20 protein-coding genes and 1 tRNA gene are annotated in these 22,922 nt (G+C 54.0%); 14 read left to right on the top strand and 7 right to left on the bottom strand.

Annotation, left to right across the window (positions count from 1 at the left end):
* The first annotated feature begins 142 nt into the window (after positions 1-142).
* Together QI197_07525 and QI197_07520 are read left to right on the top strand one after the other, a co-directional pair.
* On the top strand, positions 143-2,569 hold the full coding sequence (locus tag QI197_07525; GenBank protein ID MDK2373208.1) for a hypothetical protein: 2,427 nt from the start codon (positions 143-145) through the stop codon (positions 2,567-2,569).
* Complete coding sequence (locus tag QI197_07520; protein ID MDK2373207.1) at positions 2,559-3,173, top strand: hypothetical protein; 615 nt, start codon at positions 2,559-2,561, stop codon at positions 3,171-3,173. The genes QI197_07525 and QI197_07520 overlap by 11 nt, the downstream gene beginning before the upstream one ends.
* Before the next feature lie 76 nt (positions 3,174-3,249).
* Here QI197_07520 and QI197_07515 read toward each other — a convergent pair.
* Positions 3,250-3,324, bottom strand: a tRNA-Arg gene (locus QI197_07515).
* 67 nt (positions 3,325-3,391) lie between these two features.
* Here QI197_07515 and QI197_07510 point away from each other — a divergent pair.
* Genes QI197_07510 through mtnA form a run of 5 tightly spaced genes read left to right on the top strand, consistent with a single transcriptional unit; the run spans position 3,392 to position 10,394 of the window.
* Positions 3,392-5,578, top strand: a complete 2,187-nt coding sequence (locus QI197_07510) for a hypothetical protein (protein ID MDK2373206.1) — start codon at positions 3,392-3,394, stop codon at positions 5,576-5,578.
* Positions 5,579-5,630: 52 nt separating this feature from the next.
* A complete protein-coding gene (gene rpl12p / locus QI197_07505; protein MDK2373205.1) occupies positions 5,631-5,951 on the top strand; it encodes a 50S ribosomal protein P1 in 321 nt (106 codons plus the stop codon).
* Between the two features lie 51 nt (positions 5,952-6,002).
* Positions 6,003-8,708, top strand: a complete 2,706-nt coding sequence (gene alaS, locus QI197_07500; protein MDK2373204.1) for an alanine--tRNA ligase — start codon at positions 6,003-6,005, stop codon at positions 8,706-8,708.
* Positions 8,708-9,376 (top strand): DUF5616 domain-containing protein, encoded by a 669-nt coding sequence (locus QI197_07495; protein MDK2373203.1) that lies wholly within the window; start codon positions 8,708-8,710, stop codon positions 9,374-9,376. The genes alaS and QI197_07495 overlap by 1 nt, the downstream gene beginning before the upstream one ends.
* The gene (mtnA, locus tag QI197_07490) at positions 9,351-10,394 is read left to right on the top strand and encodes an S-methyl-5-thioribose-1-phosphate isomerase (GenBank protein ID MDK2373202.1); all 1,044 of its coding nucleotides are present in this window, start codon (positions 9,351-9,353) and stop codon (positions 10,392-10,394) included. Before QI197_07495 ends, mtnA begins: the two co-directional genes overlap by 26 nt.
* On the opposite strand, the gene gyaR is transcribed toward mtnA, so the two are convergent.
* Positions 10,372-11,370 (bottom strand): glyoxylate reductase, encoded by a 999-nt coding sequence (gene gyaR, locus QI197_07485; protein MDK2373201.1) that lies wholly within the window; start codon positions 11,368-11,370, stop codon positions 10,372-10,374. The two genes, mtnA and gyaR, sit on opposite strands and share 23 nt — an antisense overlap.
* 109 nt (positions 11,371-11,479) lie before the next feature.
* On the opposite strand from gyaR, the gene QI197_07480 reads away from it, so the two are divergent.
* The 5 genes from QI197_07480 to QI197_07460 are packed head-to-tail and all read left to right on the top strand — an operon-like array spanning position 11,480 to position 17,826.
* Positions 11,480-13,048: a GTP-binding protein gene (locus QI197_07480; GenBank protein MDK2373200.1), complete on the top strand. Its 1,569-nt coding sequence runs from the start codon at positions 11,480-11,482 to the stop codon at positions 13,046-13,048.
* A 6-nt stretch (positions 13,049-13,054) separates the two neighbouring features.
* Positions 13,055-14,896, top strand: coding sequence for a DEAD/DEAH box helicase (locus tag QI197_07475; protein ID MDK2373199.1), 1,842 nt, complete (start codon positions 13,055-13,057; stop codon positions 14,894-14,896).
* A gap of 56 nt (positions 14,897-14,952) precedes the next feature.
* Positions 14,953-15,189, top strand: a complete 237-nt coding sequence (locus QI197_07470; protein MDK2373198.1) for a FeoA family protein — start codon at positions 14,953-14,955, stop codon at positions 15,187-15,189.
* Positions 15,186-17,282, top strand: coding sequence for a ferrous iron transport protein B (gene feoB / locus QI197_07465; protein MDK2373197.1), 2,097 nt, complete (start codon positions 15,186-15,188; stop codon positions 17,280-17,282). The genes QI197_07470 and feoB overlap by 4 nt, the downstream gene beginning before the upstream one ends.
* Positions 17,283-17,319: 37 nt before the next feature.
* Complete coding sequence (locus QI197_07460; GenBank protein MDK2373196.1) at positions 17,320-17,826, top strand: Lrp/AsnC family transcriptional regulator; 507 nt, start codon at positions 17,320-17,322, stop codon at positions 17,824-17,826.
* On the opposite strand, the gene QI197_07455 is transcribed toward QI197_07460, so the two are convergent.
* Positions 17,810-18,520 (bottom strand): 5-formyltetrahydrofolate cyclo-ligase, encoded by a 711-nt coding sequence (locus QI197_07455; GenBank protein ID MDK2373195.1) that lies wholly within the window; start codon positions 18,518-18,520, stop codon positions 17,810-17,812. The two genes, QI197_07460 and QI197_07455, sit on opposite strands and share 17 nt — an antisense overlap.
* A gap of 51 nt (positions 18,521-18,571) precedes the next feature.
* Here QI197_07455 and QI197_07450 point away from each other — a divergent pair, with 51 nt between their 5' ends.
* Positions 18,572-18,868 carry a transcriptional regulator gene (locus tag QI197_07450; GenBank protein ID MDK2373194.1) on the top strand — a complete coding sequence of 99 codons (297 nt, stop codon included), beginning with the start codon at positions 18,572-18,574 and terminating at the stop codon, positions 18,866-18,868.
* A 22-nt stretch (positions 18,869-18,890) separates the two neighbouring features.
* Here the strand turns inward: QI197_07450 and QI197_07445 are convergent, their stop codons facing one another.
* The gene (locus QI197_07445; protein ID MDK2373193.1) at positions 18,891-20,069 is read right to left on the bottom strand and encodes a M20/M25/M40 family metallo-hydrolase; all 1,179 of its coding nucleotides are present in this window, start codon (positions 20,067-20,069) and stop codon (positions 18,891-18,893) included.
* Between the two features lie 103 nt (positions 20,070-20,172).
* On the opposite strand from QI197_07445, the gene QI197_07440 reads away from it, so the two are divergent.
* Positions 20,173-20,829, top strand: coding sequence for a nucleoside monophosphate kinase (locus QI197_07440; protein MDK2373192.1), 657 nt, complete (start codon positions 20,173-20,175; stop codon positions 20,827-20,829).
* Here QI197_07440 and QI197_07435 read toward each other — a convergent pair.
* The 3 genes from QI197_07435 to QI197_07425 all read right to left on the bottom strand — a co-directional run.
* Entirely contained in the window at positions 20,780-22,012 is a 1,233-nt protein-coding gene (locus tag QI197_07435; GenBank protein MDK2373191.1) for an MFS transporter, read from the bottom strand. The genes QI197_07440 and QI197_07435 overlap by 50 nt on opposite strands.
* Before the next feature lie 19 nt (positions 22,013-22,031).
* On the bottom strand, positions 22,032-22,301 hold the full coding sequence (locus QI197_07430; protein ID MDK2373190.1) for a hypothetical protein: 270 nt from the start codon (positions 22,299-22,301) through the stop codon (positions 22,032-22,034).
* Positions 22,302-22,310: 9 nt separating this feature from the next.
* On the bottom strand, positions 22,311-22,922 hold a 612-nt coding region (locus QI197_07425), incomplete at its 5' end, for a sulfite exporter TauE/SafE family protein (protein MDK2373189.1).

Genomic DNA, 22,922 nt, shown 5'->3' with positions numbered 1-22,922 from the left:
AGAAAAGCATGAAGACTCCGAGCTGATCCTTATATATCTCCACTGTCCGATCAACCCTCTTTAGTCAACTGTCTATATAGATTTCATGCGAGCATCCATCCCACCTTATATATTCATCCATCACTACCAAGCGGGTATGGGAATGGAGAGGTCTTCGCTACTGCCTCTACTCCTAATTGTCCTGCTTATCCCTCAGATAGTGCTTACTTCCTCGCAAACTCCTAGGGAGATAATAGAGCAGGCTGTTGAAGGGCCTCTGAGGGCAGTAACTAGGGTCCCCGAGTACAACTCCCCTAGCGAGATCCCGCAGGGAAGTTATGGCTACGTAAACGGGGTGCTCTATGTGGACAAGAGCGGTTTCACCTTTGGAGCCATACCAGACTTGGAGTTCAATATATACGCATCACTTATTCTCGCGGAGGCTCTCCAGGCCTCTAACTTCATGGATTTCGATGAAGGCGAGGTGTCTAGAGCTAAGACTAGGCTGGCATCCATGACCACTTGGATGCTCGAGCGTGCTAAGAACAACGGTCTCTGGGGTTCCGATGTAAGCGGGAGACTGGTGGACGTGTCCTTCAGCGCCCAAGCTATAAGGGCCGTGGCAGGCGCCTTCGCGGCTGGCGCCCTTCCTAGAGAGAAGCTTCCCTCTCTCGCCCACTCGGTGTCTCAGCTCATATCCCTTCAGAGTGAGGGAGGTGGGTGGGGGAGGATGCCCGAGGCCGATGTGTTCCAGCTGAAGGAACCCAGCCCCAGCATCACTGCGCAGGCCCTCAGGGCCATACTTGCTGCCAAAGAAGCAGGTGTGAGAGTAGCAGGCTTGGACAATAGCGTCAGGAAGGCGATATCATTCCTCGTAGCCACTTCCAAAAAGAGTAAGGACTTCAATTACTGGCAGGAGGAGAAATCCTCATCCGTCCAAGTAACTGGAGATGTTGCTGACGCTCTCGCAGAAGCCATGTTCCTCGGTTTCGATGTGGACTATGGTCTGGTGAAGGGGGTCGTCGCTTACTTGGAGAGTAACGTTAAGCAGGCTTACTCATCCGGAACCTACGAGATAACCACGGCACTAGCGCTCAATGCCCTAGCCAAGTTCTCCTCTCTGGGCTATTTAGAGACAGACAAGTTCGTTGCAAGTTACGAACCACTCCTCGTGGACCTCGCGTCCACTATAAGATCGGACGGGCTCTTTACCAATCTGCCCTTCGTTTGGTTGAGGTACGCCTATACCTACACTTACGTTTCAATATTCGCCTACTGGTTGAGGGTGTCGTCAATTTCAGCCCAAGCTTATTTCATCGGAGGATACGGCGATTACAATCCTCCAGTCGTCGTGGAGGGAACTGAGATCACCCTCAAGGTTAAGGTGGAGAACAAGATATCCAACCCCCTATCCTTACTCATGAATTTGGATGTTGGATCTCCAGCGGCCCTCTCATCTAAACCACAATCGAAGATCACCCTCTCGGGCGGTAAATCTAAGGATTTCTCGATAAAGATTGCCGCCCCAGATCAAGTGCCCTCACCCGTGAACGTGACGGTTAAGCTGTTTATAAAAGAGGCAAATTCTGGTAAACCGCTCTTCACGAAGAGCCTCATCTTCAGGATCTTGAGGAATCCTAGGCTCTCCCTCGAGTCCAAAACCGTGAAACCAACCACCGTCCAGTTGAGGAAACCCGTCAACGTTACTCTTGTTATGTCCAACACCGGGGACCTGCCCATAGTGGACATAAGCATGATCGAGAAGCTGGGCGCGGGGTTCGAGCTGGTTACCAGCTTTCCCGGAAATGGAACCGCATTAGTGACCTCAACTAACAGTCTGGGTAGTTACGTGATTCCTAACCCCTTGGAGCCAGGTGCCAGGTTGGCCCTAATCTACCAGGCTATCCCCACCGACGCGCCTCCCGGACCCCAGATCCTATCCACCACGCTGATAACCTACACCGATGCTAGGGGTGAAGTTCACAACATAAGCAAGGAGGTCAAGGTCACCATATTGAGGCCCTACGTTATCCTCTCATCAAACACCACCAATCTCCAACTTGAGTGGGATGAGGAGGAGGGACTGGTCGTGGCCCTCTCAAACACCGGAAACGAGGATGCTACAGAGGTGGAGCTGAAGATAGCCACTGGAGAGGGAATAACTCTGAACCTGAGCATGGTCCCCGAGGATGTCCTCCTCAGGCCGAATCCAGATGGTTCCATGCTTCTGAGGATAGACAAGCTGAAGTCCGGCGATACAATGACCATACCTCTCAGGTTAAAGGCGACCAACTTCTACCCGGCCACTGAACTGGGCAGCTTTATCAGCGTGGGATACGAGTACAAGGACTCCATAGGCAGGAGCATGCCCCAGTTCTCTGACTCGACCATAATTAAGGTGAGAGTTAGGGTATCCAAGAACTTCATCTACCTGATATCCGTGATAATATTAGTGATAGCTGTCCTCATGGCGATAAGGCTATACAACAGGGTGAGGAGATCTAAGGAGAGCATGAGAAGAGTATCGCCCTTGGTGGCCCGGACAACTAGGAGGAGGGGAAGAGGGAGGAGGAGTCCCTTTGGAAGCTAAGTACTTGGTGATAATCCCAGCTCTAGCAGCTCTGGCTATCGCGGGGCTTGTCGCCTACTCCTTTCTTCTGAAGGAGAACCCTTCTCAACCCACTCAGGGGCATGGCAAGTGGTACGTCACCATAACCTATCCCCTAAACCAGACCATGAAGGAGGGGTCTGGGAGCATAGGTCTATCCTCCTACGCGATCACACTGACACTTTCGTTCTTCTCTGGCGGAAATTTGAATGAGACCAGTATACTGGTCGGACCCTTAGGCACGGTCCCCCAAGGTAACGTAACACTCCTAATCACTCTCTCAGGAGAAACCGGTGTCCACATATTCCCGAGGAACTCCACAGTTCGGATCCAAGGTAGCAGTCAGGAGGACCTATACGCCGCCACTGACAGGCTAATACTGGCAATAGCCGGAGAGTACGCTTTAGACTTGGATGAGACTAGGAGTTACCTTATCATAGTTCATCCCAAGCAGGGGAGCAAGGTGGGGCTGCAGTGGCTAGGTAAGCTCCCTCTTTCCCGAGTGAGGAGGGTTCCCATATACGTACACGGTGAGAAATACGTAGATCTAAGGAAGATGATGCTGGGACCCTACTGGCCTAATTAGGACAATAAGAAATCCATCATCCACCAAACCTTAGGCGATAAAGCGGCTCACTCACAGAAAACTTTCCTCGGAGAAACGGGCCCGGGGGGACTTGAACCCCCGACCTGCGGCTTAGAAGGCCGCCGCTCTATCCTTGCTGAGCTACGGGCCCCCAGTTAATACGACCATAGACGAACATATAATTAATACTCCCCTATCCATCGGTTCCCGGAGCGAGAATGAGATACGCCACATTAATAATGTTGCTATTTCTGACTGCCCTTTTAATCCCGATAAGCCCTAAGATAATAGAGGTAGACGCTCAAGGTATTAGATACGACTGGAAAGGCCTGTCAATGAAGAACGGGACGAGATATGATTTGCCGGGGGGATTTAAGCTCCAAGCTAGGTTGATGTACATGGGTGGGGCGGTTCAGTATGTAGAAGCTAGGGTGCTCAAGGAGGGGGCGCCTTGCACGCCCTTTGTTTACGTCCCTACTGAGATAAGCGCTGGCGGCCCTCCCTTGGATACTAGGAAGGAGATACCCGTCAGGGAGGGTTGCAGTAGAACGGGGAAAATCCTCTACAAGGTTTTCATAAAGGGTGATCTGACTGACAAGGTGAATGGAATAATATACTTCGACTTGCTGGACTCCGTTTATTCACCGGAGACTAACCTGACTATGGAGATAGATTTTCCCAAAGTTAAGGAGTTCGACCAGCCCTATGCACAGTTTCAAGTACCGGTCATTCTGAAGAACACCGGTGCCATGCCCATTGATTGGGTGAAGGTCTATTCGAATTGGTATCGCTTGGAGGGGGAGGGTTCAATAAATCTGACCAATGTCATGCCCGTTATGGGTACGAGGACAGGCAATGAAGTTAACATCTCCCTAGGAGGGGTCGATGTCAACGAATCCCACGAACTAACCTTCTCCTTCCACGCGGGACCCGGGGAGGGGCGGTATGGCAACTACACTATAGGATTCGTAGCCACTTACCCGATGGTCTTCCAATACCAAGGATTTGACGCCAACAGGTCCGTTAAAATATTCGAATACAACCCCAATACCACCAAGTCAACGAGCGACTCCATTAACGTGGTCTTTGGACTTGTCTACAAGGGGCACACCGGCGCGCCTAGAGTGGTCCTCTCCGTAAGCAAACCCACTGGAGACCTTCAGGTGGATCCGGGAACCCCGATAACCTTCAACTTCAGGGTCCAGAACGTCGGCAACGACCACGCTTACAACGTCACGATAAAGGCCCAAGTGGAGCCCAATCTCCCGATAGAGATAATCAAGCCCTCAGCCATAGCTGGTGGTCACTTTCCCTTGGTGGTTCACGCGGACATGCCTCCCAGAGCGATGACCGAGCCGATAGAGTTCAGGATAGTCATCCCGAGCGATGCTGAAGGTATGATGTACAGGGTCAACTTGACCGTCGGCTACTTCGACATAAGGGGCTACTACAACGAGACGTTCAAGCTTTACACCATAACTGTGAAGGAGTTCGGGTACTCGAAGGTTTACATCACCAAGACCATCTCCTCAACCACCATACCCATCAACGGGACGATAAAGGTGGACGTGATCGTGGGGAACAACGGCACGGCAGCCGCGACGAACGTTGTAGTGCAGGACGACTACCCCAAAGACATATTCAAGCTCGTCTCGGGCAAGACCAAGCTCACCGCAAGCAAGCTCAATCCGGGGAGCATGCTCTCCCTCTCCTACACCCTTAAGGCGGTGAGGGAGGGCGTGGCAACCTTCGGCCCCGCCAAGGTCACGTATGTGGACCCGAAGGAGGGGCAGAAGGTCCTCATGTCGGCTCAGAAGTCTCCCGTCGTCGTGACGATAGTGAAGCCCCAGCTCTCGGTGAGGGTCGAGGACATACCCCAGAACGTCACAGTGGTGAACTCCTTGGTGGGCTTCTCCATCTACATGATAAACAGGGGCAGTGGGGAGGCCAAGGACCTCACGGTAGAGATGGAGCTCTCCCCGGGATTCTACATGGTCAATCCACCGACGGTGAAGAAGGGTGAGGGAGTATCATGCGATCAGCCGGTATGGGAGCCAAAGGAGGACAGGATAAGAGTGAGGATGGTCTGCGACACCGTCAAGCCCGAGGGTTTCGTGAAGCTCATACTCACCATGAAGACCCAAACGACGGGGATGCAGTGGATAAAGGTGACGGACATCCACTACAAGTCGACGGACGGCAAGACCGTGATCAAGGCCCCCACCTCCAGCTACAGGTATGAGACGGTCGTGGTGACCCCGTTGGAACTCAGGATGTTCTATCTAGCCATATTCACATTCTCCGTCCTCTTGGTGGCCATGTTCGTCATAGGCGTGACCAGAGGATTCAGGGTGTCGGTGGGGAGGCGCAGGCCCAAGACGGGATTCGGGGCCTTGGAGAGCTAGCAACATTAAAATAGTGGGGTCCGCCGTATCACGAGGTGTGATAAGGATGGGCATGGAGTACATATATGCCGCTTTGATGCTGCACGAGGTAAAGAAGAAGGTCGAGGAGTCCGATCTCGAGCAGGTGCTCAAGGCCGCAGGCGTTGAGCCCGACCCGGCTAGGATAAAGCAGCTCGTGAGCACCCTCTCCAACTTGGACATAGATGAGATAGTGAGCCAGGCAGCAGTTGCCACGGTAGCCCCGGCCGCTCCTGCAGCTCCGGCTCAGGCCGAGGAGGCTAAAGCCGAGGAGAAGAAGGAAGAGAAGAAAGAGGAGAAGGAGAAAGAGGAGGAAGAGGCCGCCCTCGCCGGACTCGGCGCGCTGTTCGGCTGAGGTCACGGCTACTTTTTTATCCCCTCCTTCGCAACTTTTCGAGGATGACTAATGGGGCTAGGAGATCCTATAGAGATACAGTTCCTCATAGAGAGGGGTTACGTCAGGAAGAAGTGTCCCAAGTGCGGGGAGTACTTCTGGACATTAGATCCCGATAGAGAAACATGTGGGGAGGCTCCCTGCGAGCCTTACTCATTTATAGGAAAGGGAACATCGGATAAGAGCTTGGAGGAGGTCAGGGAGGACTTCCTGTCCTTCATGGAATCCAAGGGTCACACTAGGATAGGGAGATACCCGGTAATAGCTAGGTGGAGGGACGACCTATTCCTCACCAGCGCATCAATAGTCGACTTCCAGCCGTTTATAACCGCCGGTCTTGTCCCTCCGCCAGCGAATCCGCTCACCATCTCCCAGCCATGTATAAGGCTCAAGGATGTCGACAAGGTCGGGCCTACTATGGGGAGGCATCTCACAATATTCGAGATGATGGCCCACCACGCCTTCAACACGAAAGAGAGGTTCGTTTACTGGAAGGAGAGGACGGTGGAACTGTTCCATGAGTACGCAACCGAAGTCTTGGGGATCCCTGAGGAGGAGATAATCTACAAAGAGAGTATATGGGAGGGAGGAGGGAACGCCGGTCCTGATTTGGAACCCATAGTCAGGGGATTGGAGATAGCCACCCTAGTCTTCATGGAGTACAAAGAGGAGAATGGGAAGTACGTCCCGATGGACACCAAAGTGGTGGATACTGGATATGGACTTGAGAGGATAACCTGGCTCCTCAGGGGTGATCCTACTGGCTTTCACGCAGTTTACGGGGATCTGGTCGATACCTTCAGGTCCGAGTTGGGAGTGGAGCTGGTGGATGAGGTCCTCCTCAGCAGATACTCTGAAGTCTCTTCCATACTCAGGGAGCTGGAGAGGGGAAGAAAAGTCAACGCTCTGAGGGGAAAGATTTCGGAGATGCTGGATATGGAGCAATCCTATTTGGAGGAGAAGATCGCTCCTCTGGAGAAAGTCTTTGCACTCCTAGATCACACGAAGACTATAGCCTTCATGCTCGCCGACGGCCTTGTCCCCTCCAATGTTAACGAGGGCTACTTGGGGAGACTGCTCATCAGGAGATCCCTGAAGCTCCTGAAGCTACTCGGCGTGGAGATGAACCTCTCGGAGTTGGTAGCCAGGCAGGTGAATTACTGGTCAAGTAAAGGGTTCCCAGAGCTCAAGGAGGTCCTAGACAGGATAGTGGAGATAGTGGATATTGAGCAGGCTAGATACGAGGAGATCCTCAGGAAAGGAGAGAAGATAGTCAGAGGAATAGTGAAAAATAAGAGGAAACTGGACTTGGAAGACCTAATCACTCTCTACGACTCCCACGGGGTTCCACCCGAGCTAGTGCAGACGGTGGCCGGGAAGCTCGGCGTCAACGTGGAGGTTCCAGATAACTTCTACGAGCTAATCGCTGGGAGACATGAGACGAGGAAGCCCGAGGCGCCTAGGCTCCCATCATTCATAGACGAACTGGACAGGTACGGGCCAACTAGACTGCTCTACTATCAAGATCCTTACCTGATGGAGTTCGATGCTACCGTCGTGGGTCATGTGGATGGCATGGTCCTTCTGGACAGGACCGCCTTTTATCCCGAGGGAGGGGGTCAGCCCAGCGATGTGGGGACGCTGTCTTGGTCTGGTGGGAGGGCCGAGGTTGTCTCGGTGGAGAAGTACAAGGGGAGGGTCCTCCATCGCCTGAACGGCCCCCTACCTCCAGTGGGCACCAAGGTGCACGGCAGGGTTGACGAGGGAAGGAGGCTATCAAGGATGAGGCATCATACCGCCACTCACGTGATCCTCGAGGCCGCGAGGCGCGTACTCGGACCCCATGTATGGCAGTGGGGGGCCCAGAAGGGTGATGAAGAGAGCAGGCTGGACATAACCCATTACAAGAGCATAACTCCAGAGGAACTCAAGTACATAGAGCTGCTCGCCAACGAGACGGTCATGAGGAACCTCCCCGTGAACACTTTCTGGCTCCTGAGGACCGATGCCGAGAAGAGGTACGGCTTCGTCCTATACCAGGGAGGGGTGGTGCCGGATCCCGTACTTAGGATAGTCGAGATCCATGGCTACAACGTTCAGGCATGCGGCGGGACCCACGTCACAAGAACGGGAGATATAGGGCCGATAAAGATATGGAGGGCGAGGAGGATCCAAGACGGAGTGATAAGACTGGAGTTCTCCGCTGGAGTGCCGGCCGCTAGGAGACTCATCGATGCTCACCTCAAGCTCAAGGAGATCGCTCAGTCCTTGGGAGTGAGCGAGGAAGATGTAGATAAGGCATTTAGGGCTGCCATGGAGGAGCTGAAGGAGCTCAGGAGGGAAGTCAGGAGGCACTCGAGGGAAATAGAAGAAGCCAAGATCAAGGAAGCCCTGAAGGGGTTCGAGGAGGTAGGAGGATACAGGGTCTCGCACGTGCAGCTCACCTACGTCACCTTGGATGAGGGCGTCAAGCTAGTCGACAAGCTCGTCGGCGGTGAGGAGAGGATAGTCGTCATGACTAGACCGTCTGGAGAGAAGGTGGAGGTGGCTTTGCTAGTCAACGGCTATGATCTGGTCGCGGGCGATCTCGTTAAGGAAGCCACCAAGTCGGTCGGCGGTGGAGGTGGAGGCAGTCAGAGACTCGGCAGAGGATCCATACCCAGTGAGAAGCTGGAGAGCTTCTTGGAGGTGATTAGAGCACGATTAGGAGGGAACTAGTGGAGAGCCTAGTCCCTCTCACATATACCCTTTTCACCTTGGGATTCAGGGACTCTGTGGAGATCGTGGGTAGGAGGTTTTCTCTGAGGAAGATGGAGGTGGTCGCGCTATCCAAGCTGGTCAGGTCGCCCGAGGAGTCCCTTCGTAATTCCCTCAAGGTCGTTCCCGCCAAGTGCGTCTCTGGAAGAGACTTGGGAATTGACGGTTTCAACGTCCTAATAACCCTAGAAGCGGCTTTATCGGGCCAACCGGTCTACGTTTGCTCTGATGGTCTGGTTAGGGACCTCTCCCTCGTATACTCATCTTACAAGCCATCCGGCAGGTTTGATGAGGCAGTCCATCTCCTAGACGAGGTGATAAAGCAGCTCGAGCCGAGTAGGGCTGTTATCTACTTGGACTCACCGATCTCCAAGAGCGGGAGGATAGCCAGTAGGATTAGGAATGCAGTCGATGGTGCCGAGGTGGTGGTATCCAAAAGGGTCGACTCAGACATATTGGAGCACGAGGTAGTGGCGAGCAGCGATTCCCGCATAATCTCCCACGCAGCCTGCATCGTGGACCTCCCTAGGATCGCGCTTGAGAGAATAGGCATACTCCCGAAATCGTTATTTCCCTCCGAGGGACGGACACCGGGGTTGAGGTTTGATAGACCTACCCAGAACGGTTGACTTCGATGGAAGGAAAGTGATCCTAGTTGATCAGAGGAAGCTTCCCGAAGATCTCGTTTTCTTTGAATGCAAGGACGTTGAGTGCGTTGCCTTCGCCATAAAGAACATGGTCGTAAGGGGAGCCCCAGCCATAGGGGCTACCGCTGCTTTCGGCTTGGCGCTGGTGGCGTCTAAGTTCGAGGGGAAAAGGGATGAGCTGCTGAACGAGCTCAGGAGGGCCGCCGAACTGCTCAGATCCACTAGGCCGACCGCATACAATCTATTCTGGGCCGTGAACAGGGTGTTGAAGGAGGCGAAGGGCTCGTCTCTGGATGAGATAAGAGAGAAGGTCATTGGAGAGGCGAGGAGGATCGCTGAGGAGGATGTCGAGAACAACAGGAGGATAGGGGAGTTCGGTTACAATCTCATCAAGGACGGGTACAGGGTGATGACCATATGCAACGCCGGGTCCTTGGCCACGGTGTGGTACGGAACGGCGACCGCTCCGATGTATAGGGCATATGAGGAGGGCATCGAGTTCGAGGTCGTGGCCTTGGAGACTAGGCCGGTCCTTCAGGGTGCACGAATCACTGCTTTCGAGCTCAGCAGGGCTGGAATTCCAGTGAAGCTCATAGTAGATGGGGCGGCTGGGTACGTCATGTCGGAGCTGGGGGTGGACTTGGTGATAACGGGCGCGGACAGGGTGCTGGGAGACGGAACCACATATAATAAGATAGGCACATACTCCCTCTCCATACTGGCCAAGGAGCATGGAGTTCCCTTCTACGTCGCAGCTCCTACCTCTACCTTCGATCTGGATTCAGGGCCAGAGGACGTGAAGATAGAGATGAGGGATCCCAGAGAGGTGGCCTTCATAGGGGGAAAGAGGGTAGCGCCGGAGGGCGTCGACATAATCAACCCGGCATTCGACATGACGCCTCCCTCCAATATCACTGGGATAATCACGGAAAAAGGGATTGTAGAGAGGCCCTTAGAAGAGGGAATAAGGGGGCTGTTCAGCCGAAGCCGGGAGGCCTGACATTCACCACCTCTTTATTCACAAGGTTCGGCGGGACCTTCCCGTTGAGGAAGGCTATCAGGTTCTCGGCCACCATCTCGGCCATCCTCGATCTGGTCTCGTGGCTGGCACTCGCAGCGTGAGGCGCAAGCACGACGTTATCCAGCTTCAGGAGGGGATCGTCGGGGGATATGGGTTCCTGCTCGAAGACATCTAGGCCAGCTCCAGCTATCCATCCCTCTTTAAGAGCTTTATAGAGGGCCTTCTGATCTACCACCTTACCCCTCGCGGTGTTTATCAGGAAAGCGGTTGGTTTCATCTTCCTCAGCTGCTCCTCACCGATGAGATGGTAGGTCTCAGGGGTCAGGGGCACGTGAAGGCTCACGTAATCCGACTCCTCGAGCAACCTATTCAAGTCCACGAACTCGGCCCCCAGCTCCTTCTCCAAGTCCTCCCTCCTCACCGAGTCGTAGTAGAGGATCCTCATCCCGAAGCCCTTAGCTCTTCTGGCGACCGCGCTGCCTATCCTCCCCATCCCGACTATGCCCAGCGTCCTCCCGTACACATCGGAGCCGAGCATCATTAGGGGGTGCCAGGCCACCTTCCACCTACCCTCCCTGACGTACCTGTCCGCCTCCACAACCCTCCTAGCTACGGCAAGCATCAGCGCGAAAGTGAAATCTGCCACGGTCTCGGTGAGGACCCCCGGCGTGTTGGTGACGTATATACCTCTCTTCGTGGCCTCCTCGACATCTATGTTGTCATAGCCCACGGCATACTGCGAGACTATCCTGAGCTTCGGGGCGGCGTCGAAGACCTCAGCATCTACGGGATCGGTGAGGAGCGAGACCAAGGCGTCAACATCCCGCACCCTCTCTATTATCACACCCTTAGGTGGAGGGGCCTCATCCGTCCACAGGTCAACCTCGAAGTGTTCCCTTATCTTGGAAAGTCCCCTCTCGGGGATCTCTCGGGTCACGAAAACCTTGGGCCTCATCGGACCACCCTTAGGAGGTGGCAGGAAAAGCTTTTAATTCTCCCTCCGCCGCCCCCGGTCAAGAATTTTAAGGGGATCCGGTTGTCTGCCTAGGTGGTCCGTATTTAGGTTGGGGCCCGAGAGAGAAGAGGGAAATCAAGAGTACAAGCTAAAGCTCGATCCTCAGTCGGAAGAGCGGATAGCCAAACTCGTAACTCAGCTGAATTACAGGCTAAACGAGGGCGGAGGGGAGGCCTTCTACGAGCTCGGAATATCGGACGACGGGCTCCCAGTGGGACTGACCGAGGACGAGGCTAGGAGGACGTTTGAGGTCATGGACAGGATTGTAGAGAGTCTGGGAGCGAGGTACATGGTGGTGAGGAGAGAGAAGGCCTCCAGAGGATATGTGTACGAGCTCCTGATAAGGAAGACTGTAGATGTGCCTCCGATCCAGATATCGATCGCCCTCTTGGGCAACGTGGACGCTGGCAAGTCTACCCTGAAGGGAGTCCTCGTCTCCGGCATGCTCGACGACGGGGATGGACTGGCCATGAGCCAGGTCGCTAGGTATCTCCATGAGCTTAAGTACAGGAGATCCTCATCGGTCACCTATCACATCTTGGGATTCGATAACAGGGGAAGATCGGTAAACGATGAGCTGGAGGGATACAACGAGTCCGAGATATACCTCAGGTCCTCCAAGGTGATAACGCTGGTGGACTTGGCTGGCCACGAGAAGTACCTCAGGACCACTCTGAAGGGCGTGCTGGGTTCTATTCCGGACTACACGGCTATAGTCGTCGCTGGGAACGCGGGGCCCATAGGGAGCTTCAAGGAGCACTTGGGCATTTCGGTGGCCCTCAAGATCCCATCCTTCGTGGTGATCACGAAGGTGGATATGACCCCTAAACAGGTGCTCTCCTCCAACATAAGAAAGGTCACCGAGTATCTCAAGCTGCCCGGGGTTAACAGAATCCCGTATCCGGTGAAAAACGAGAATGACTGCGCTGTGGCTGCTAGGAACATGCCTCACGGAAGGATAACTCCTATATTCCTTGTATCAAACGTCACCGGAGAAGGGCTCGATCTACTCAAGAAGTTCCTCAACCTCCTCCCCCCTAGGCTGAACTGGAGTGATAAGGAGAGGGAGCCATTCCTCACCTACGTGGACGACAAGTTCAACGTTACGGGAGTGGGGCTGGTCATATCCGGGTTGGTGGAGTCAGGTACAATCTCTGTAGGCCAGAGGGCCCTCCTAGGACCGTTCGACGATGGCTCGTTTAGGACCGTCAGGGTGAAGTCCATCCATGTGAGCAGGATCTCGGTGGAGAGAGTCTCTGCGGGCCAGTTTGCCACATTCGCAGTTACCAATGTGGATTATGATGAGGTCAGGAAGGGGATGGTCCTCCTAGATGTGGACGCGAAGCCTAGGGCCGTGAGAACCTTCAGGGCGAACATAAGGGTGCTCCATCACCCTACGACGATCCGAGTAGGATACGAACCGGTCATCCAGCTCAGGACGATAAGACAGCCCGTGAAGCTCATAGATTCACCAAAACCCTACCTTCGGACGGGAGACAAGGCTGAAGTGGTGTTCAGGTTCGTCAGAAGGCCTGAGTACGTGAGGGTAGGGGATACATTCGTCTTCAGGGAGGGCAGGACCAAAGGCTTGGGTAAGATAACGGGGATAGTGGAGTAGATAGGAGTGAGGGTCAAGGTAGGCGGTAAGATATACGAGAGGTCGGTCCCCGATCGTCTCTTCAACGAGGTGAAGGAGAAGGTCAAGTCGGTATGCCGCTTCGATCCCTCGGCCAAGACTTGGATATTCGACCCGAGGAAAGCCCTGTGCTCTAACTGGGATGTCCTAGTAGAGTTCTTTCACGTGCCGGATGAAGAAATTAGGAGAGAACTGGAGGAGTTCAAGGCTGAAGTGGACGTTAAGCTGGGAGAGATGATGGATAAGGGCTATTTCGCATTTCTCCCATGCGGAGAGGTCAGAAGACCTTTCAGGATGGAGGGAGGGCTGGCTCTACTTGACCTGAGAGAGGTGGAGAGGATCATATCTAGGGAGGGACCCCTCAAGGCATACGACATCATCCTAGGCTCCATAAATGGCTATTACCTGGAAGAGCATCTGAGGAAGCTAGAATCTCTATTCTCATCCAAGAGGGTGGTGATCCTGAGGGATGCAGGCAGGAAGATGGTCATAGAGATACCATACCCTGAAGAAGGTATCATAAGCAGCTTGGAACTCACCTCCAAGGTGAAATACTACGTGAGAACTCTAAAGGACATTCAGGTAAAGGAGCTCACCGTGTTGAAGAGGAAGAGCTACACTACATTCGAAGGGCCTTTCTTCGTGCATCACAGAGTTCGGGACATAGCCAAGAGGTACAACTACTCCGTCTCAGATGAGGTGAACTGGCCCGATCAGGATGTGGCCCTATACAAGGACTTCTCCCTCTACGACTTCCAGAAGCAGGCGGTCGACAGCTGGGAGAGGAACGGAAGGTTCGGCACCGTGGTCATGCCTACTGGGGCTGGCAAGACCTATGTTGGCTTGGAGGCGATCTTCAGAACCTCCAAGAGCACTTTAATCTGCGTGGTGACCGAAGAGCTAGCGAAGCAGTGGTCAGAACTGATTAGAGAGAAACTCTCATTCAAGCCGGGGATCTTCACGGGGAGGAAGAAGGAGGTAAGGCCGATCACGGTGGGAATCTACAACTCGGTGGCCAAGCACATAGAGGGAATATTCGACAAGTTCAGCCTGATAATCTTCGATGAGGTCCACCACGTACCGGCTGCCACGTTCAAGGAAATAGCGTTCAAGGCAAAGGCCAAGTATAGGCTGGGATTATCCGCCACCCCAGAGAGGTCAGACGGGAACCATCACCTCATATTCCTCACGTCCGGGGAGGTCGTTTACAAGGTGGACTACGAGCAGCTCCTCTCCATGGGATTCTTGGCTCCGGTGAGGCACCACGTATTATATGTAGAGCTCTCTCCTGAGGAGAGGAGGCAGATGACGAGGGAGCTTCTAATGGCCAGAAGTGATGAGGAGAGGAGGTTGATCGAGAAGAAGTACGCTCTCAAAGCGAAGGCTAAAGTAGGAAAGGTGCTGGATCTGCTGAGAGACCTTGAGGGGAGGAAGATACTCATATTCACCGAGTACATAGATCAGGCCGAGGAGATATACAGGAAGGCCAAGGAGCTAGGTTACAGGGTCGAGCTTCTGATAGGCAAGACAACTAACAGGGCCGAGATATTCGACAGGTTCAGGAGGGGTGATGTGAACATAATAGTGACAACCCGCGTGCTAGATGAGGGCATCGATGTGCCTGACGCCGATGTGGCTATCATAGTCAGCGGTTCTGGTTCTAGGAGACAGATGGCTCAGAGGGTTGGGAGAGTAGTAAGGGGGGCTCCTGGAAAGGTAGCAGATGTTTACGAGATAGTTACTAAGGGAACGATCGAGGAAAGGCTATCTAGGATGAGAAGGAGGGGATTACCGATCTCCTCTCGACATAGGAGGGGCGCGAAATTTTAAAGCAGTGAGCTCCCCTAGAAGTTAGGTTAGCCTAACTTATGCTCGGAGGGGAGGCGATGGACGGAAACTTACTGCCTCTAATCGCGTTGAGACCGGGTCAGAGAGGTCGCATCGTAACGATGAATGTGGGCAGGGGGAAGGCTAGGAGGCTGATGGAGCTGGGCCTCCTCCCAGGAGAAGTGGTGGAGGTTATCTCGAATTCAGTGGGGCCAGTCGTCCTCAGGGTTAGAGGGATGACATTGGCCTTGGGAAGGAACGTCGCCTCCCGCGTGTGGGTGGAGGTGATCCCGTGAGCGAGGTGCTGGTAGCGCTGGCGGGCTCTCCAAACGTGGGTAAAAGCACACTCTTCAACAGGATAACGGGAGGTGACGTTCACGTCGCTAACTGGCCAGGAGTCACACTCCAGAGGGCCGAGGGAAAAGCAGAACACCACGGGATCGCTCTTAGGATAATTGACCTCCCTGGAACGTACAGCCTTTCCGCTCAGGACATAGGGGAGAAAATAGCGAGAGAATTCATAGTAGAGGAGAAGCCAGATGTAATCGTCATAGTAGTGGACGCTACCTCCTTGGAGAAGTCCCTATACTTCGCGGTAATGGCCCTTGAACTCTACCGGAAGGCAGTGATAGCTTTGAACATGATAGATGCGGCTGAGAAGAGGGGAATACATATAGATACTGGGGGACTGGAATCCAAGCTAGGGGTTCCGGTTGTTCCAGTTTCCGCCCTGAAGGGTATCGGCTTGGGTGTACTCTTGGACAGGATCTTGGATGTGGCCCAAGGAAGGGTGAGGACCTGCCCCCTCAGGGTCGACTACAACGGACTGGAGACCTTCATCCACGAGGTAGAGGGGTTAATCAGAGATAAGGGTGCTCTCGATAAATATCCGAGTCGTTGGGCCGCTGTTCGCCTCTTAGAGGGAGATGACGTCCTTCTAGATGAGCTGAGGAAGGAGAATCCGGAACTGGCTAGGAAAGTGCATTCCATCAGGGAACGGGCTAGAATTGAGCTTGGGGAGGATCCGGAGAGGATAGCCATAAGCTCCCGATACTCGCTGATAGACGAGATCGTTAGCTCCACCGTGACGAGGGTGAGGCTGGCTGCCCCCACCCTCACCGAGAAGCTGGATCAGCTGATGCTCCATCCAGTGGCGGGTCCTGTGGCATCAGTTCTCCTGATTCTTTTCACGTTCTTCCTGATCTTCGCGGTTAATACCGGTTTCCCGCTTAACATACTCTTAGACCACATGGGATACACCGAACTAGCTGTCCTCGTGGAGGAGTACAGCCTATCTGGCATCTTAGGTTCCCTCTTCGATTGGCTATCCTCCGTTCTCTCGGAATGGTTGACCTCTATAGGATACGAGGACTGGTTGGTGGGCCTCGTCTCCGACGGTATAATAGGAAGCATCGGCACGCTCGCGTCCTTCATTCCCCTCCTCCTGATGGCTTACGTGTTTCTCGGCGCCATGCAGGACAGTGGGCTCTTCCCTAGGGCGGCTGTGTCCCTCGACAATCTGTTCAGGAGATTTGGATTGAGTGGCAGAGCTTTCTTTCCCGCAGCCTTGGGCATGGGATGCAGCGTAGCGGCCGTAGTGTCCACCCGAGCCATGGACGATGACCGAGAGAGAATGGTTGCCGCCATGGCTTCGCCCCTCATCCCCTGTCAGGCCCGCCTCCTTGTGCTGCTGGCACTCGCTTCCGCCGCCTTCACGAACCCCTTGGAGCAGTCGGCCCTGACAGTCTCCGTGTACCTCCTGAGCTTCGTTCTCTACCTACTGACGTCAAAGGTCCTGAACAAGCTAGTGTTCAAGGTGGAGTACGCGCCCGACCTAGTCATGGAGCTCCCTCCATACCACAGGCCCAGCCTCAGGGTCATATGGTGGTACGCGAGGAGCAACACGGAGCACTTCGTGAAGAAGGCGGGATTGCTCATATTCTTCCTTGGAGTAACCACATGGTTTCTCCTTAATTTCGGGCCCACTGGTTACCTGTCACAAGGAGACATATCTATGAGTTACGCGGCCATCCTAGGCAATCTACTGACTCCAGTGACCTCCCTCATAGGGTTGCCCGATTGGAGGTATGCTCTCGCCTTCGAGGTAGGGTTCGTGGCGAAGGAAGGGCTCCTCATAACCTTCTCCAGCATAACCGGCGCAGCTGACCCCGTGGAGGCCCTGAGGTCCATGGGTATAACTCCTCTCAAGGCTGTGTCCATGGCCCTAGCAATGAACTACTACGTACCCTGTCTCGCAACTGTCGCAGCCCTCTTCTCAGAGCTGAGAATTGGGAAATACGTCCTGTTGACGGTGGCAATTGAGATATCGCTGGCGCTCCTACTGGCCGGGATGGCGTACTGGGTCGGCATTCTGATGGGTCTCTCCTGAGGCCCAAATTTTAATTTCGTAGTCGTCATAAAACTCGATGGACAAACTGGATGCCCGCATACTCGACGAGATTATAAAAAATGGGAGGATTACCCTAACCGAGCTTGCGAAAAGAGTTAAGGCTCCTAGGACAACCCTAACCTCCAGATTCAAGAAACTGGTCGAATCTGGATATGTGAAGGGATTTACGGCGATAATAAACTACAAAAAACTTGGATACCAGTTGACTGCCTTCGTCCTGGTCCAGATAAGGAGGGGAAAGCCAGTAGGTGATAAATCTAACCAAGAGATCTTCATAGAAAACATAGCAGCCGAATCCGAATCTAGGCCCGATCTCCCGTGGGTAGAGGAAGCTCACATAATCACTGGAGATTATGACATCCTGCTCAAGGTTAGGGCCCGAAGCATGGACGAATTGACGAAGTTCCTCGTCACCGAGCTAGCGAGGCATCCAGACGTAGAGAGGACGCACACACTCATGGTCCTCAAGAGTCCTCACGAGGGTCTCTTCCCCATGAGTAAGGTCTTCAGCGCCTCTCCCTGAGTAGGGTCAGCAAGGGTATCTCGGATAACAATCGCTCGTCCAGCTCGTCCCAGAGTATGCAGGGTCTCCCCTTAGCGCCGGTCCTCATTACTCTCTCTGGCGTGGCTATCAGGTACACCGGCATGTCGTGCTCCTCCCTCGGAACTCTCTCGACTATCTGAAGCTCGTGCACCGTTGTCGCTACGGGCGTCTCCTCAGATATGGCACCGATCTCCCCCAATATACCATACTCTATGTCGGAGAACCCGTGCCCCTTCCCCAGTCTACCTCCCTCCAGATCGACGGCGACTGATCCAGTGACCTTCATGTCGATCCGGGGGAGATCGAGCCTCACCTTCCTCCCGTACTTGAAAGCGCCCCTGATCGTGGCCGCTCGCTCGTAGTTCGCTGGAACTATCTCCCTGGGATCGAGTATCAGGAAGCCCTCCCTCAGCCTAGGGGTTGCCATTATCACGAGCTTCCCTTGCATGAGGCCCAGCATCCTCACGAACTTCTGTGGGGAGTCCGGGTTGACGAACACGACTTCAGCAGACCTCCACTCGGGCTGGAAGGTGAGGTTGATCGCGGCCCTCTCGGCTCCCTTGAAGTTGGGGATGCGTCCCCTTATGGGCTTCGGGAAGAGAGCTACCCCCTCTCTCTCAAGCCTCTTCCAGACAATCTCTCTGATCCTTCTTTTCTCCTCCTTCACATCCATCGACCGAGGATCCCCTAACTAGCTTAAATAATGAGCTCAGCTTAAGGCTGGATGAGTTCTAGGGAGAAGATATTAGAGCTCCTCATGAACTCCGGGGAACCGCTGTCTGTTGACGACATAGCCAGAGAGATGGGCATGGACCCGAGAGAAGCTAGGGAGATCTACAGACACTTGGAACACATAGCGAAGACGGTTAGGGCCAAGTACGGCAAGACGCTCCTGATGGAACCTCCGGTCTGCAGAAAGTGCGGGTACGTGTTCAGGAACCTTAAGAAGCCACGGAAGCCCAGTAAATGCCCCAAGTGTGGAAGTGAGTGGATAGAGCCACCTAGATTCATAATAAAATGAACTGGCAATGTGGGAGGATGGATCAGGACATCAGGTCCACCAGCAGGTCCCTGATCCTGATCACTATATCCTCCCTGACGTTCTCCAAGTCGCCGTGAGCCCTGCTTTCCACCTCTATCGTTCCAACGGAGACCGTTGGTATGCCCTTACCTGCGAACACGAACCCATCATTACCTCCGAGGGATCCGGCCACATCCCTCCTCCCGAAGAACTTTTCGTAGCTGTCCAGCACTTCCCTCACAAACTCGTGATCCGGGTGGGTCATCCAACCAGGGTTCAGGGTCTCCTCGAACCTGACCTCTACCTCGGCACCGAACTTGATTGCGGCAGAGGAGACGGCAGCCAAAAACCTCCCAATCACATCATCCTTCTTCTCATCCGGTATGAACCTTATATCGAACCCCAGAGTCGCCTCCGGAGGTACAACATTGTGCTTGTCGCCGGCCCTCATTATGGTCAGGCTGAACCTCCCCCAAAGCTTGGGGACAGGGGATCCACGGGGTGCCGGGACTACCGACAGTCTGGAAGCATGTTCCTGTGAGAAACCAGTGAGCAGATCGTTGGCTATGGCTATGGCTTGGTGAACCGGGTTGAGAGCTGCGAAGGGCCTACCAGCATGGCCTCCCCTCCCCTTCACAACTATTTCGCCGTGGATCACACCGCTCGCACCTATGCCCACGAAATCGGGAGCGGCATCTATCACCACGACCCTGTCAGGCCTCACACCGACCTCCTCAAAGCCCTTCTCGGCTACAGCGAATACACCAGTCCCTCCAACTTCCTCATCCCCTACCACAACTACTACAGGGTTGTACCTGCCTGATCCCTTATCCAGAATCCTCTTAGCCGCCGAAAGACTCAGGACTATGGCTGACTTGTCATCTGCAGCTCCCCTTCCGTATATCCTCCCTCCCACCCTCTGGGGGTCGAAGGGATCGAATTCTCTGCTGTCGAGCTTCCAAGGACCCCTAGCGGGCACCACGTCGTAGTGAGACAGGAGGATAAGGTTCTTATCCGCCCCTACATCGGCCCACGCTATGACGTTGGGGACCTCCCCCTTATCATCCCTGTGTACATGAATATGGGTATTCAATCCGAGCTCTTTTGCCTTCTCCTCTATCATCCGGGCTGCTTCCCAGTAGTTCTTCCTCTCTGTTGCGTTAGTATCGAGGCGAACCAGATCCATCAGAAATTGGAACATCTCTTCATCGTTCATATGTCTGATTGGGGGTAAGAACTTATACGCTTTCCCGCGCTACCCAGCCCATCAGTGTCCAACCTGACCTGAAGAGGTGTGCGGTGAGATGCTCCGTCTCGTGCTTCTAGGCAGGCCTGGAGCCGGAAAGGGAACTCAAGGCGCCTTCATCTCCGAGAAATTCAAAGTTCCTAGGCTGATCATGAGCGAACTCCTTAAGGAGGAGGTGAGGAGCGGTTCGGAACTTGGCGAGACAATAAAAGGGTACATGGAGAGGGGCCTCTTGGTACCCGACGACATAGTGTATCGGGTCTTGGAGAAGAGGCTGTCAGAGGCCATGGAGAAAGGGTTCGTGTTGGATGGATTTCCCAGGAATCTAGAACAGGCCGAATGGCTTGAAAAGTTCCTTAACGCGAGGAGAAGGTCCCTAACAGCGGTGCTCTTCTTCGATGTCGACGAGCTGACCGTCCTTCGACGGATGATGGGCCGCCTGGTCTGCGAGAGTTGTGGTAGATCCTACAACGTCTTCTATGATCCTCCACCAGATGCGAGGAGATGCGAGTGCGGCGGCAAGCTCTATCAGAGGAGCGACGATTGCTACGAGAAGATACTGAGGAGGTTGGACGTGTTTAACAAGGAAACTAGCCCTCTAATAAAGTACTACGAGGACAAGGGACTCCTTGTAAGAATAGATGCGTCTAAAGATGTGGAAGGGGTCAGAAAGGAAGTCTTCTCCATAATCTCCTCCCTTCTCTCTCCCTTCTGAGCGTTTCAGGTATCTTGACGAAAAACAAACTGGAGAAGAGCCTAGTGAACCCCAGCAGGAGCATGGTCTCCCTTACCCCGAGTAGGTCACCTAGCGCCCCACCTATTAGCGGTGCCACTGAGTTGGTGAGCGATGTGAGGGCATTGAATGTTGAGACAGCTGAACCGCGCCTCTCAGGGGAGGATGCATCTAAGAGGTAGGTTGGCGAGGCCACGAAGTACATTGAGAACCCCACCATGCCCACAGCTGTTCCTATCAGGATGTGGATGAGGTCGCTCCCCAGCGAGTATGAGAACGGAATTGCTGCAGCGAAGGCTGGGGACATCACTAAGAGGATCTTCCTCCCTACCCTGTCAGCCATGAACCCCCACAAGGGCTGCAGGATCAGCCTTGTGACGTTGGCAATGGTGCTTATGAGACCTATCTCCGCCTTACTCAACCCGTACACCTTGATCTGAGCTACAGAGAAGAGTGGCCATGCTAGAGACCATATCAAAGACCACAGAACGCTGGCTATGAGGAACGGCCTGTAGCTTCCCCCCACGTGATCTGATTTTGCTCCCTTCCTACCACTTTCATCCTCTCCGGCGGCCTGAGGTGTCGGTACTCTGTGAGGAATTAGGCATACGGTTCCAGCAGCCAAGAGGAACTGGCTGACGCCGACCAGGCTGGCGAACCAGTAGCCGAACGCATCCATGACCATTCCAGCGATGGGTGAAAACACCGCAGTTCCCAGCGTTGAGAACGTGCTGGTCACCCCAGAGATCCTTCCTCTCTCCTCCAATGCAGTCAGATCACCCAAAATCGCCAACCATGCAGAGTTCGACATCCCCATGAACGAGTTGAGCATAGCTCCCGCCGCGTAAAACTCCAAGCTCGCTCGGGAGTTGTATACCCAATATATGGACACAGCGGAGAGAAGGTAACCTGCCAACATGAGGGACCTCCTTCTCCTAGCAGACCTATCCACCAGCCATCCCCAGAGGGGCTGGGTTACAGCGCTGGAGAGACCCCCTATTGAGATAGCTATGGCCACTTCAGTGGGAGAGAGACCAAACTTGTCCACACCGTAAGCATAAAGCAGGAAGAAGGTGAAGCTCATGGATGTGCCTTGGAAGAAGGAGTTGATGGACAGTCTCAGGGCCTTCTTACCGGTTTCTGATTTGAGCGGTGATGAGGGCAATTCATCACCTCAGCTCAGTTCAGCTCAGCGATAGGAGAGCTGAGATCACCACCACAGATAGGGTCAGCAGAGAAAGAACCGCTATCTTGTACTCTCCCTCAGTGAACATCCTGTAGGAAAGCGCCACTAAGAAGCTCGCGGGAGTCAACACTATAAGGAAGAGACCTGCTTCTCTGATCAAGGAGTTTCCAGAGAAGTGCTCGATCGCAATACCCGCTGCCAGCACGGAAAGCCCCAGAATGACGCCCCACCTGAGGAAGGAGGGGAGATTCCCTAGATCAACGTCCAAATAATCACCTCACCATCCCACGAGCTTGATCCCCGCGTAGAGAAGCACTAATGCGAAGATGAGCTTTATATACTTGGATTTCATGCCCTTGAGCGATTTTGCACCCAGAGTGGCCCCCGGTATTATTCCCAGCGCGAATCCAAGGACCAAGACGGGATCGACGAACCCCTTGATGGCATAGACCATACTCCCAGAGGAGGCGGTGAGACCCACCATGAAGGAACTGGTCGCCACAGCTTCTTTTATCGGCATTCCCATTGCTAGATTCATTATAGGCACCTTGAGGACACCCCCTCCTATGCCGAACATCCCCGAGGCCATGCCGGCGAAGAACGACGAGAGAACACCGAGGGCCCAGTGTTTCACCTCGCCCTCCTCTCTGGGTCGTGCGAATGTCCTAGCGAGCATGATCAGAGAAATAGCGATAAGTCCGAATCCGAAGATTCTCTCAACTAGGTTCGAAGGCAGGCCTATGGTCATAGAGGCCCCCGCGATAGCCCCCAAGGCGGTTGAAGGTTCCAACGTCAGTGCCGCCTTGAGATTTACCAATCCCTCCTTGAGATAGACTGTTGAGCTAGAGGCGGAGGTGACGATTATTGTAAGCAGGCTGGAGGCTATAGC

It is taken from the genome of Thermoproteota archaeon (genome assembly GCA_030130125.1).
Lineage (GTDB): Archaea > Korarchaeota > Korarchaeia > Korarchaeales > Korarchaeaceae > Korarchaeum.
The sequence above is the reverse complement of the archived record's forward strand: the minus strand, read 5'-3'. Positions and strand labels throughout refer to the sequence as shown.

Coding starts and splice junctions, on each gene's coding strand:
- gyaR (MDK2373201.1), bottom strand. CDS start 11,370: ATGAGGCCCAAGGTTTTCGTGACCCGAGAGATCCCCGAGAGGGGACTT.
- alaS (MDK2373204.1), top strand. CDS start 6,003: ATGGGGCTAGGAGATCCTATAGAGATACAGTTCCTCATAGAGAGGGGT.
- QI197_07445 (MDK2373193.1), bottom strand. CDS start 20,069: ATGTTCCAATTTCTGATGGATCTGGTTCGCCTCGATACTAACGCAACA.
- rpl12p (MDK2373205.1), top strand. CDS start 5,631: ATGGAGTACATATATGCCGCTTTGATGCTGCACGAGGTAAAGAAGAAG.
- QI197_07450 (MDK2373194.1), top strand. CDS start 18,572: ATGAGTTCTAGGGAGAAGATATTAGAGCTCCTCATGAACTCCGGGGAA.
- QI197_07455 (MDK2373195.1), bottom strand. CDS start 18,520: ATGGATGTGAAGGAGGAGAAAAGAAGGATCAGAGAGATTGTCTGGAAG.
- QI197_07510 (MDK2373206.1), top strand. CDS start 3,392: ATGAGATACGCCACATTAATAATGTTGCTATTTCTGACTGCCCTTTTA.
- QI197_07460 (MDK2373196.1), top strand. CDS start 17,320: ATGGACAAACTGGATGCCCGCATACTCGACGAGATTATAAAAAATGGG.
- QI197_07525 (MDK2373208.1), top strand. CDS start 143: ATGGAGAGGTCTTCGCTACTGCCTCTACTCCTAATTGTCCTGCTTATC.
- QI197_07470 (MDK2373198.1), top strand. CDS start 14,953: ATGGACGGAAACTTACTGCCTCTAATCGCGTTGAGACCGGGTCAGAGA.
- QI197_07440 (MDK2373192.1), top strand. CDS start 20,173: ATGCTCCGTCTCGTGCTTCTAGGCAGGCCTGGAGCCGGAAAGGGAACT.